This window comes from Hymenobacter setariae, assembly GCF_007713685.1.
GTDB classification, from domain to species: Bacteria; Bacteroidota; Bacteroidia; order Cytophagales; family Hymenobacteraceae; genus Hymenobacter; species Hymenobacter setariae.
On record NZ_VMRJ01000006.1, the window covers coordinates 13,725 to 26,020 of the forward strand.

7 protein-coding genes are annotated in these 12,296 nt (G+C 58.4%); 4 read left to right on the plus strand and 3 right to left on the minus strand.

The window, feature by feature from the left end:
* Positions 1–162 precede the first annotated feature (162 nt).
* Positions 163–3,288: a glycoside hydrolase family 3 N-terminal domain-containing protein gene (locus FNT36_RS20835; protein ID WP_144851741.1), complete on the plus strand. Its 3,126-nt coding sequence runs from the start codon at positions 163–165 to the stop codon at positions 3,286–3,288.
* A gap of 101 nt (positions 3,289–3,389) precedes the next feature.
* On the plus strand, positions 3,390–5,018 hold the full coding sequence (locus FNT36_RS20840) for a 3-(methylthio)propionyl-CoA ligase (protein ID WP_262712186.1): 1,629 nt from the start codon (positions 3,390–3,392) through the stop codon (positions 5,016–5,018).
* An 88-nt stretch (positions 5,019–5,106) separates the two neighbouring features.
* Here the strand turns inward: FNT36_RS20840 and FNT36_RS20845 are convergent, their stop codons facing one another.
* The 3 genes from FNT36_RS20845 to FNT36_RS20855 form a co-directional block, all read right to left on the minus strand.
* Complete coding sequence (locus FNT36_RS20845; protein WP_144851743.1) at positions 5,107–8,103, minus strand: glycosyltransferase family 117 protein; 2,997 nt, start codon at positions 8,101–8,103, stop codon at positions 5,107–5,109.
* Positions 8,104–8,317: 214 nt separating this feature from the next.
* The gene (locus FNT36_RS20850; protein ID WP_144851745.1) at positions 8,318–8,704 is read right to left on the minus strand and encodes a T9SS type A sorting domain-containing protein; all 387 of its coding nucleotides are present in this window, start codon (positions 8,702–8,704) and stop codon (positions 8,318–8,320) included.
* 166 nt (positions 8,705–8,870) lie between these two features.
* Positions 8,871–9,647, minus strand: a complete 777-nt coding sequence (locus tag FNT36_RS20855) for a biotin--[acetyl-CoA-carboxylase] ligase (protein ID WP_317129624.1) — start codon at positions 9,645–9,647, stop codon at positions 8,871–8,873.
* A 47-nt stretch (positions 9,648–9,694) separates the two neighbouring features.
* On the opposite strand from FNT36_RS20855, the gene rsfS reads away from it, so the two are divergent.
* Positions 9,695–10,084 carry a ribosome silencing factor gene (rsfS, locus tag FNT36_RS20860; protein ID WP_144851747.1) on the plus strand — a complete coding sequence of 130 codons (390 nt, stop codon included), beginning with the start codon at positions 9,695–9,697 and terminating at the stop codon, positions 10,082–10,084.
* A 114-nt stretch (positions 10,085–10,198) separates the two neighbouring features.
* Complete coding sequence (gene ftsH / locus FNT36_RS20865; protein WP_233636115.1) at positions 10,199–12,274, plus strand: ATP-dependent zinc metalloprotease FtsH; 2,076 nt, start codon at positions 10,199–10,201, stop codon at positions 12,272–12,274.
* Positions 12,275–12,296 lie beyond the last annotated feature (22 nt).

Genomic DNA, 12,296 nt, shown 5'->3' on the forward strand with positions numbered 1-12,296 from the left:
GGCCGGTCATTGCTTGCTTACGTTGCGAAGGCTGCTGAGATACAGCTAACCATAGTTTCTGGTCAGATAAGCAACCTAAGGGAAGCCAGGCTGGCATGCGCGCCGACCTAGACCAAATATATCCGACTTTTACGTGCTCGTTTCGCTTAAAACTGCCTGCTTTTGTCCCGTATCAAACTTCTGCTGCTTGCGCTGTTGCTGAGTGCGCCCCTATTAGCCACGGCTCAGCGCCGTCCCGCCGCCCGGCCCATAAAGAAAACTGTGCGCCGTGTGGTCCCTAGGGCCACTGGCCAGGCGCCTGGCTTCCTGAGCTACCTGCACTCGCCCTGGGTCGACAGCTTGATGCGGAGCCTCACGCCGCGGCAACGGGTGGCACAGCTATTTATGGTGGCAGCTTACTCCAATAAACCCGCTATCTACCAAGATTCTATCTCGACGCTAATTAAAGATTATGGCATCGGGGGCTTGATATATTTTCAGGGTGGGCCAGTGCGGCAGACGCGCTTGCTCAACCGCTTCCAGAGCCAGAGCCGAATACCGCTGCTGGTGGCCATGGATGGGGAGTGGGGCGCGGGCATGCGCCTCGACAGCGTGCTGCGCTTTCCGTACCAAATGAGCCTAGGGGCCGTACCCGAGGCCGATTCGGCGCTCATCTACGACATGGGGCGCGAGGTAGCGCGGCAGTTCACGCGGCTGGGCATGCAGGTAAATTTTGCGCCGGTGGTCGATGTCAACAACAACCCCGCTAACCCGGTTATCGGCTTTCGCTCGTGGGGCGAAAACCCGGCCGCCGTGGCGCGCCTCAGCCGCCTCTACATGCGCGGTATGCAAGATGCGGGCGTGCTGGCCGTGGCCAAGCACTTCCCCGGCCACGGCGATGTCGATGCCGACTCGCACCTGGCGCTACCCATTGTGCGCGTAGACCGCGGCCGGCTCGATTCACTGGAGCTGCCGTCGTTTAAGAATATGATTGCCAACGGTATTGGCGGTATGATGGTGGCCCACCTTAACGTGCCCGCGCTCGACAGCACGGGTGCGCCGACTACACTTTCGAAGCCTGTTGTGACGGGGCTGCTGCGCCAGAAGCTGGGCTTCAAAGGCGTGGTGTTCACCGATGCCATGAATATGAAGGGCGTGATTACCAAAGTGCCTACGGGCGAGGCCGAGGTGCGCGCCATTTTGGCTGGCAACGATGTGCTGGAATTCAGCAAAAGTGTGCCCGTGGCTCTGCAAGCCGTGCTGGCGGCCGTGGACAGCGGGCGCATTTCGCAGGCGCGCATCGACGAAAGCTGCCGCCGCGTGCTGGCCCTCAAGCAGTGGGCCGGCCTGCGCAAGTACCGGCCAGTCGTAGAGAAGAATATTATTGCTGACCTCAATCCTGCGCATGCCCGCTACCTCAGCCACCGCCTCACGGAGCACAGCATTACGCTGCTGCGCAACCAGCGCAATATCTTGCCCTTGCAGCGCCTCGACACCCTGCGCGTGGCTACGCTGGTGTTGGGTGGCACCCCCGCCGATACCACCGATTTTCAGCGCGCCGTGGCCGACTACGACGCGCAGGTGGCACACTTCCATTTGCCTGCCGCTCCGACCATGGACGAGCTAATGGACGTGCGAGCCAAGCTCTTCACGTATGACGTGGTGCTAGTGGCATTGCAAAGCCTAGGCCGCCTGCCGGCCACTAGCTTCGGCATTGCGCCCGAGGCTCAGTTGCTACTGCGCGAGCTTACCAAACCTGGCCAGCAGGTAGTACTCAGCGTGTTTGGCTCGGCCTACGCTGTGGCCAAAGTGCGCGACTACGACCGCGCCAGCGCCGTGGTGCTGGCCTACCAGGAAAGCACCGACGCTCAGCAACTAGCGGCGCAGCTCATCTTCGGGGGCATCGGCGCCCGCGGCAAGCTGCCCGTAACGGTGGCCAACAACTTGCCCGCGGGCTTTGGCCTTACCACCCAGCCCGGCCTGCGCCTCGCCTATGCCCACCCCGAAGACGCGGGTATGAATGCGCGCCTCGAATCGCGCATCGACAGCGTAATGGCGCAGGCCCTGGCCGCCGGTGCCACGCCGGGCGGGCAGGTCGTCATTGCCCGACGCGGAGTAGTAGTGTTGCGTAAAAGCTATGGCTACCAAGCTGCTATCAACGGTGCGGCTCTGCCGACTGCTGGCACACCGAGTGTGGCCGTAGCTTCGGCGGCTGGCAATTTTGGCAGCGAGCCGGGTAGTGTACCAGCGACTAGTCAGCCAACTGCAGTAACCGCGCAGCCTGCTTCGGCCCGCTTGGTACGAGATACCGATGTGTATGACCTAGCCTCGCTCACCAAGGTACTGGCCGCCACGCCCGCGCTACTCAAGCTGCAAGAGCAGGACAAATTCAGCCCCGACAGCACCCTAGGGCAGTTTTTTCCCTTCCTGCGCAAAACCGACAAAGCAAGCCTGAAAATGCGCGACGTGCTGGCGCACCAAGCCGGGTTGCCCGCCTGGATTCCGTTCTGGAAAGCCTTGGCCACGGATGATGGCACGCTGCGCCGCCGCTGGTTCCGGCCCGATTCGTCGGCGCGGTTTCCGCTGCCGGTGGCGCGCGGGCTGTGGGGCCGCAAGGATTTGCCGACCTTCATCTACGAGCAAATTGGAGCTGCGCCGCTCAATGCCAAGCAGGATTATGTGTACTCCGACCTCTCGTTTTATCTGTATCCTGACCTCGTGCGGCGGCGTACCGGCCAGCCGTTTGCAGAGTTTCTGGCCAAGCAAGTGTACCGGCCGCTGGGCTCGGGGCTGCACTTTCAGCCGCTGCACCACGTAGCCGAAAGCCGAATTGCGCCTACTGAATATGATTCGCTGTTCCGGCGGCAACTGCTGCGCGGCTACGTCGATGATGAGGGCGCAGCACTCCTAGGTGGCATTTCGGGCCACGCGGGTCTATTTGGCTCAGCCAATGATGTGGCGCAACTGGCCCAAGCCTACGCCTGGGGCGGGCGCTACGGCGGCCAGCAGGTGTTCAAACCAGAGATTCTAGCCGACTACACGCGGTGCCAGTTTTGCCCCACCAATCGGCGCGGTCTGGCCTTCGACCGGCCCAGCAGCCCCGCCACGGGCAACACGGCGCCCGGCGCTTCGGCCAGCAGCTTCGGGCACTCAGGCTTCACAGGGACTTACTTCTGGGTTGACCCCGAAAAGGAGTTGGTGGTAGTGGTGCTCACCAACCGCCTCAACCCTTCGCGGCGTAACAATAAACTGAGCCAGCTCAACGTGCGGACCCAAATTCAGCAGGTAGCTATTGAGGCGATAAGGTGAGCCGAGTAGGGGAGGAAGGCTGTGGCAAAGATTTTAACCCTAGGTGCGCTTTAAGCGTGACCTAGGCTGCTATCTTCCGCTCACCAACCTCATTCCCACCCATGCTAGGATTAATGATGTCGACGCCCCTGCGCATTGCAGGGCTTCTCGAGCACGACGCCAAGTGGCACGCCGATACCGAAATCGTGTCGCGCCTGCCTGAGGGCGGCCTGCACCGCTACACCTACGCCGCCGCCCACCAGCGTGCCCGGCAGCTGGCCAACGCCCTGCACCGCCTAGGTATCCAAATGGGCGACCGCATCGGCACGCTGGCGTGGAATACGTACCGGCATTTTGAGCTGTACTACGGTATTTCGGGGATGGGCGCGGTGTGCCACACCATCAATCCGCGCTTATTCATCGAGCAGCTCATTTACATCATCAACCACGCCGAGGACCGGCTGCTGTTCTTCGACCTCACGTTTTTGCCTTTGGTCGAGAAGCTGGCCCCGCACTGCCCTAAGGTCGAAAAGTGGATACTGATGGCCGGGCCCGAGCACTTGCCCGCCGAGTCAACGTTGCCCGGCCTAGGTAGCTACGAGGCCCTGTTGGCCGCTGAAGCCGCTGACTACGAGTGGCCGACGTTTGACGAGAACACGGCTTCGTCGCTTTGCTATACCTCGGGCACCACCGACGAGCCCAAGGGCGTGCTCTACTCGCACCGCTCCACGCTGCTGCACAGCTACGCCGCCTCGCTGCCCGACTGCTTTAATTGCGGCGCCCGCGACGTGATTTTGCCCGTCGTGCCCATGTTCCACGTCAATGCCTGGGGCATCCCGTACCTGGCGCCGCTCAATGGCTGCAAGCTCGTGCTGCCTGGCCCCGCGCTAGATGCGGCCAGTCTGTACGAGCTGTTTGAGAGCGAGCGAGTCACTTTCTCGGCTGGCGTGCCTACCATTTGGTTTGGATTACTGCAGTTCATGCGCCAAGGCCCGCGCAAGTTCAGCACCTTGCGCAAAATGATAGTGGGCGGTGCTTCGTGCCCACCGGCTCTGCTACGGGCCTTTGATGAGGAGCTGGGCATCGAAATTCGCCACGCCTGGGGCATGAGCGAAACGTCGCCCCTAGGTACCGTGAGCACGCTCAAAGGCAAACACCTCGACTTGCCGGCTGATGCACAGTTCTTCTTGAAAATCAAGCAGGGCCGCGTCATCTTCGGCGTCGATATGGAGATAGTAGACGAGGCCGGGCAGCCGCTGCCGCACGATGGCGTGGCCTTCGGCGACCTGCTGGTGCGCGGGCCGTTCATTGCCAGCGACTACTTTGGCACCACCCAGCCCAGTCAGCTCACGGCCAGCGGCTGGTTCAAAACCGGCGATGTGGCCACCATCGACCCCGATGGCTTCATGAACATTACCGACCGCTCGAAGGACGTGATAAAGTCGGGCGGCGAATGGATTTCGAGTATCGACCTCGAAAACCTGGCCATCGCGCACCCCGCCGTGGCCGAGGCCGCTGTCATCGGCGTGCCACACCCCAAATGGAGCGAGCGCCCGCTGCTAGTAGTAGTCCGCAAGCCCGACCACGACGTGACTGCCGCCGAGCTGCTGGCTTTCCTCGATGGCAAAATCGCACCCTGGTGGAAGCCCGACGCCGTGGAATTTGTGGCGCAACTGCCCCACACTGCCACCGGTAAGCTACTGAAGACTCAGCTACGCAAGGACTTCTCAGGGTACGAGTTGAACACCTAAGCTTCTGCTTCGAATAGCTTTTGAAATTGCACTTCCACAAAAAAAGCCACCTTCATAGGTGGCTTTTTTTGTGGGTGATTATAGGCGCTTACTGCCCGCCGCCCTGTAAGTAAGGACCTAGGACGTCGTATGCCTTCTTAGCGCGAGCTTGGTCGCCGACCTGGGCCGCGGCTTGGTACACGCTCTGGAGCGTGAGCAGGTAGCCGCGCTGGGCATCGTCGAACATGGCACCGTCGTGGGTCTGGTAGTAGCTCAGTATCTTGATGCTACGGTCAGTCAGCTTATCTAGGATAGCGTTAGCCTGAGCTTTTTCGCCCACGGCATAAAGCACAGGCACCAGCTGCGGCGTGTAGTAGTCGAAGGGCACGGCTGCGTCGGGCATCACAGCCAGGCATTTGTCAGCTACTTCTTTAGCTTTGGCTTTGTCGCCGGCTTCGAGGTAAGCATTGGCCAGGCGGGCAAACTTATCGCGGTAGTTGGCCGGGAAGCGCAGGTTGTTCTCGTCGTAGAAGACATTAGCGTTGTTGAGGCCGCGGTAGCTGAAGGTTTTCATAAGTTCCTCGTAGCAAATGGGCTTCTCTACGTAGCCCTCGTCGCCGCGGGGATTGTAGTTCGGGTCCTTCAGCGGCAGCAGGCGGTAAGCCATGCCTTCGAGCTGGAAGTAGGGCTGCAAGTTCATGTAGTCCGATGGAGCCACCGTGGAACTGAAGTAGATAGGCCGCTTCCAGTTATTGGTAGCAATCATGTCCAGAATCACTAGGTTCTTCTTCTCGATGGCCCGCTTACCCATGCTCCAATCGAGGCGACCTACGAGTTGGTTCTGCCGGTCTTTCGGAATGATACCTAGGGACTTCACCGCCGTCGTATCGACAGTCATGTAGAACTGGCTGGTCGGGAACGTCGTCACCTGCTGGCCTTCGCCGTAGCTCTGGCGCAGCAGCGGGCTGTTCTGGCTAACCAAGCCGATGAACTCCTTCAAGTTCAGTTCCTTCACGGCCTCGTTGGGGTTGTAATACAGAATGTCATTATTACCCTGCGAGTAGCTGGCGTCGCCCATTGAGATAGGCAGCGGCTCTGACTTGTAGGAGGGGCGCTTCATCTGCTGGATATACCAGTCGGTGTTCAGGTACGAGAGTACGGCCACGCGCACGTCGGTGCGTACGCCTTCCACCTCTTGGGCATACCAAAGCGGGAAGGTGTCGTTGTCGCCGTTGGTAAACAGAATAGCGTTTGGCGCGCAGCTGTTGAGCAGGTTCTTAGCCGAGTCTACCGAGTTGTAGCGGCCCGAGCGGTCGTGGTCATCCCATCCTTGAGCAGCCAGGATACCCGGCGCGATAACACCCAGCAGCACCGCAATGCCAGCGCGTACACCATCGGCCTTCACCGCCGAGCGCAGTAGCTCGGCAATGCCCAGCACCCCGAGGCCAATCCAGATGGCGAACGCAAACGTGGCGCCCGTGAAGGTGTAGTCACGCTCGCGCGGCTCCAGCGGCGGCTGGTTGAGGTAGACGATGATAGCCAAGCCCGTGAACAAGAACAGCAAGCCCACAATTAAGGCGTCGTGCCCGCGGCGATACACCTGGAAGAACAAGCCAATCAGCCCTAGGATGAGGGGAATAGCAAAGAAATTGTTGTGCGCAAAGCTCTGGCCGATGCGCGGCGGCAAGTTGTTAGCGCTGGCGCTAAATGGCGTAACTACACCCGCCTGCTGAATATCAGACTCGCGCCCGATGTAGTTCCAGCCGAAGTAGCGCCAGAACATGTGGCCCATCTGATACTGGAACAGGAAGCCTAGGTTCTGGCCCATCGTGGGCTTCACGCCCTCCTGCAAGTCAGGTATCCACTTCTTATACTCTTGAATGTGAGCCGGCTCGTAGCTATAGATGCGCGGCAGCAGCATCTTATCGGCGTCGGCGTAGCCAGGCTCTTGGGCGCGGGGCAGTATCTCTTCGTAGTGGCCATCCTTGCGCTGGTAGCGCGGCGCACCTTCCTCGTAGTGGTCGGGTTGGGCATTGAACTGGGGGCCGTAGAGCAACGGGCGCGAGCCGTACTGCTCACGCTTGAGGTAGCTCACAAACGACAGCACGTCGTTAGGATTGTTCTCGTTGATGGTGGGCAGGAAGGACGCCCGGATGGGCACTACTAAATAGGTTGAGTAGCCAATCAGGATGAACACGAAGCACAGCATGGCTGTGTTCAGCAGTTGGCTCCGAAGGCGATACGACAGCTTGAAGCCCGCGTAGATGAGCCCCAGAAACAGCACCAAGAAAATAATCAGACCCGAGTTGAAGGGCAGCCCGAGGTTGTTGATGAAGAACACCTCAAACCCGCCCGCCAGCGTGGGCAGACCGGGGATGATACCCACTAGCACCGAGCCCACAATAACCAAGCTCACGACCAGCGTGATAATGCCACCTAGGGTAGTGGGGTTAGCCGTGCGGCGGTAGTAGTACATGAAGGCCAGCGCGGGCAGGGCCAGCAGGTTCAGCAAGTGAACACCAATGCTGAGGCCAATAACGTAGGCAATAAGAATGAGCCACTTATCGGAGTCGGCCTCGTCGGCGTACTCTTCCCACTTCAGCATTATCCAAACTACTGCGGCGGTGCACAGCGCCGACATGGCGTACACTTCGCCCTCCACGGCATTGAACCAGAATGAGTCGGAGAAGGCAAAGCTCAAGGCGCCTACCACGCCCGCACCTAAGATGAGCAGCGTCTGACCGCCGGTCGGCTCAGGCGTTTCTACATCCAACTCTTTACGCGCTAGTAGCAGTTTGCGCCCTAAGCGGGTGATAATCCAGAATAGAAATAGTACCGTGAATGCGCTGCTTAAGCCCGATAGCGCGTTGATGAGCACCGCTACCTTGGTCACGTCGCCGAAGCTCAGCAACGACATCAGGCGGCCCAGCAGCAAGAAGGTGGGGGCCCCGGGGGGGTGCGGTACCAGCAGCTTATAGGAACAAGCTATAAACTCGCCGCAGTCCCAAAAGGAGGCCGTGGGCTCCAGGGTGAGGAGGTAGGTGACGGCCGCAATGGCGAAAACCAGCCAGCCAACCAGGTTATTCAGTTTTTGAAAAGAACGCATACAACGCAAAGGCGGCCGAAGCCGGAGTGGGCGACCCTAGGGGCGGAAAGCCAGAAAAGCAACGAAATAACTAACTGCCCGCTAGGCTACAGTCCCCCAAAAGTAGGCATGAAGCTCCGAGGGGTTGCGTAATGCGCACCGGGTAAGCACAAAAAAGCAGTTCTCGGGCGAGAACTGCTTTCAGGTAAAAATAAGTTGCCGGGCGGTGCGCGGGTTAGTCGGCCTGCAAAGTCAGGCGCTTTGTGCTCACTATTTTATCGTTTACTAGCAGCGAGTAGAAGTACAAGCCAGCGGGCAAGCCGCTAAGGTCTACGGCCAGCGCCTCAGAGGCCTGCTCGGGCCGGAAAGCCAGCAGGCGCACTTCGCGGCCTAGCACGTTGGCAAGGCGAAACTTGTAGCCCTGGCCCGACAAGCCGACGGCTTGCACTGTGAGCTGCCCCCGAGTAGGGTTTGGAAACACCGTAAGCGTGGGCGTAGGAGTAGCAACCTGGGTAGCCCGGTAGCTGGTGAGCTTGGGGTGGCTAGCCGTCTGTGGCGCCGCCCAGCTCGTAGCGCCGGTCAGGAGGGTGAGAAATAATAAAACAGTAGTAGAGAAGCGCATAGTCAGAGCCGTAAGGCGAGCCTGGAAAGGATAGTTCAGCTGCGTTGCCGAATACCTGCCACGAAAGTAGCTATGACAAGCACCGTGCCGTACTACGCAGTCGACCAAACTAGGCCGATACTCGCCCTACCACTATCTTATCTGTGTCAACGTGGCGGCCTGCTCCCTAGGTTACTTCCCCTAAATATCTAATTTCTTGCACGCCAAAGCGCCGTACTTCGCCACTCAGGCGCACGGCAAGGCGACCGTCGTCTTCCACGCCTACAATTTCGCCCGTCGTGGCTTGTCCATCTACCAAAAACTGATGCGGCTGCTGATAACGGTACAAGGCTGCTAGGTAGTCGCGCCGCAGCTGGCCCACGCGTCCTGCTCGTAGTTGAAGGTAGCGAGCCTCAAGGCATTCTAGTAGGCGGGCAGCCGTAGTAGCTAGGTCGTACTGGCGGCCCGTAAGCAAGCTTAGGGAAGTAGCAGTGGGCACAGCAAAGGACTGCTGGTTCACGTTCAAGCCTATTCCGACAATACTATACTGAATTTTTGCCCCGCTTAGGGTGTTCTCTATCAGGATGCCTCCGAGCTTCTGATTGCCGACGTACAAGTCGTTGGGCCACTTTACGCGTAAGCTGTCCTCACCACTGGCGCCCAGCCAGCGACGGGCCCAGTCGAGTGCCGCAAGGGCTACAGCTTGGCTAAGCAAAAACTGCTCGGTGGCAACCAAAAAGGTGGGTTGCCACACTACCGAAAGCGTCAGGTTTTCGTTAGCGGCGGCTTCCCATTGGTTGCCGCGCTGGCCTCGGCCAGCGGTTTGGTGACCGGTAATGACGGTACAGCCTTCACTGGCCCGGTTTTCGCGCTGCAGTTGCTGCGCCACCGAGTTAGTAGAAGGGCAGGCCGGCAACCAAATAAGTTGCTGGCCCGTGAATAAGGTGTCGGGGCTGATGACCAACGGAGTTAGCAGTCGTACTTTAGCAAAGTAAACAATTAGATTTCTCTATGAAGAGCACGTTAGTCCGGCAGGATTCGGACACATTGGCAGAAGTAGTCGTTCGCGGCATGCAAGAAAGAAAGGGCACTGACATTGTGGTGCTCAATCTAAAAGAATTGAAGAACGCTGTGGCCGACTATTTTGTCATTTGCTCAGCAAATTCAGATACTCAACTCGACGCCCTAGCGCGCTCAGTAGAAGAGGAAGTAGAAAAACTTACCGGTCAAAGCCCTTGGCAGACCGAAGGGCGCACCAATCGTGAGTGGGTACTGTTGGATTACGTAGATGTTGTAGTGCACGTTTTCTTGCGCGACCGGCGTCAGTTCTACGCGCTCGAAGAGCTATGGGGCGACGCCGAGTTTACCTATATTGAAGAGCCTGCTGAGGCTTCCCGTTAAAGTATTAGGGGGGTGTTGGCGTTTTAGTGCAGGTGGCCTCGGCAGTTGCGTAGCAACAAACACTGCGGCCTACAGTTTTACCCCAGATTTATATTCCCTCGTTAATCATCTTTTATGTCTGATACCACGCCTAACAAGCGCCGCAAACCTACGGTGCCCAATCCCTCGCCCCGGCCGGGCGTGCAGATGTGGGTGCTGGGGGGGCTCTTGTTCCTGCTGCTCGGAATGTTCTATTTCAGCGGCTACAATTCGGCCATCAAAACCAACCAGCAGAAATTCGAGCAGATGCTGCTGGCGGGTGATGTCGAAAAGATTACACTCTACAACGATAAGATTGTCGAGTTTGGCCTTACGCCCGCTGCCCTGCGCAAGCCCGAGTACCTCAACGAGCTAACCGCTCGCCGTGGGCCTTTCGTGGTGGGACGCGATGTGCAGTTTGCCTTTCCCATTGTCGACCCCAAGCTTTTCAAAGAAGACCTAGACAAGGTGCAGGCCAATGTTGACCCAACCAAGCGCCAAGGCTTTGATATTCAAAACCGTGTGAGCCTGATTGACATCATTACTGGCCCCGGTATGATTATCCTGCTCATGGTCGGTTTCTGGGTGCTGATGCGCCGTGTAGGCAGCGCAGGTGGCCCCGGTGGTCAGATTTTCAACATCGGCAAGAGCCGCGCTGCCCTCTTTGAAGGTGGTGATAAAGTGAAGGTTACGTTTAAAGACGTAGCTGGCCTAGAAGAAGCAAAAGAAGAGGTACAGGAGATTGTGGAGTTCTTGAAGAACCCCAGCAAATTCACCATCCTAGGTGGCAAAATTCCGAAAGGCGCACTGCTAGTGGGCCCTCCTGGTACTGGTAAAACTCTGCTGGCTAAAGCTGTAGCTGGTGAGGCTGATGTGCCGTTCTTCTCGCTATCGGGCTCCGACTTCGTAGAGATGTTCGTTGGGGTAGGTGCTGCCCGTGTACGTGACCTCTTCAAGCAAGCTAAAGCCAAAGCGCCCTGCATCATCTTCATCGACGAGATTGACGCTGTGGGCCGCTCGCGTAGCAAGGGCTCAATGCCCGGTGGCAACGACGAGCGCGAGAACACGCTGAACTCACTGCTAGTAGAAATGGACGGCTTTGGCACCGACTCGGGTGTTATCATCTTGGCCGCTACCAACCGCCCCGATACGCTGGACTCGGCGCTGCTGCGTCCTGGTCGCTTCGACCGTCAGATTAGCATCGATAAGCCAGACATTAACGGTCGCACCCAGATTTTCCAGGTGCACCTCAAGCCGCTAACCCTAGGTACCGACGTAGACGCCAAAAAGCTCTCGGCCCAAACGCCAGGCTTTGCAGGCGCCGAAATCGCCAATGTCTGCAACGAGGCCGCCCTCATTGCTGCCCGCCGCGACAAAAAGATGATTACCAACCAAGACTTCACCGACGCTATCGACCGCGTGATTGGGGGCTTGGAGAAGAAAAACAAAATCATCTCGCCCGGTGAGAAGCGCATTGTCGCTTACCACGAAGCTGGCCACGCTATCGCAGGCTGGTTCTTGGAGCACACCGACCCGCTGGTGAAGGTGAGCATTGTGCCGCGCGGTGTGGCAGCTCTCGGCTACGCACAGTACTTGCCCAAAGAGCAATTCTTGTACAACACCGAGCAGCTCATTGACGAGATGTGCATGGCCCTAGGTGGCCGCGCAGCAGAAGAACTGGTCTTTGGCAAAATTTCGACCGGTGCCTTGAGCGACTTGGAGCGCATCACAAAGATGGCTTACAGCATCGTGACGATGTACGGCATGAACCCCAAGCTGGGCAACGTGTCGTTCTACGACTCGAAAGGCCAGAACGAGTACGGTTTCTCGAAGCCTTATTCGGAAGCTACTTCGCAGATGATAGACGAAGAAGTTCGCACCATCATCGATAATGCATACACCCGCACCAAGGAGCTGCTAACCGAGCGCCGCCACGAACTGGAGGTAATTGCCAAAGAGTTGCTTGAGAAAGAAGTGCTGCTGCAAGATGACCTAGAGCGCCTAGTAGGCAAGCGTCCTTTCGGTGGCCAAACCAATTACCAGGCTCACATGGCCGGTACCGACCGTTCGGAAACCGCCAGCGAAGTGAAAAATGAGAATCCTGGCGCTAAAATCGCCAGCGACCTGCCCGAGCTTCATCTGCCCGGTATGCCCGAGTCAGAGCCCGTATAAAACGCGCTTTTAGATAAACAGA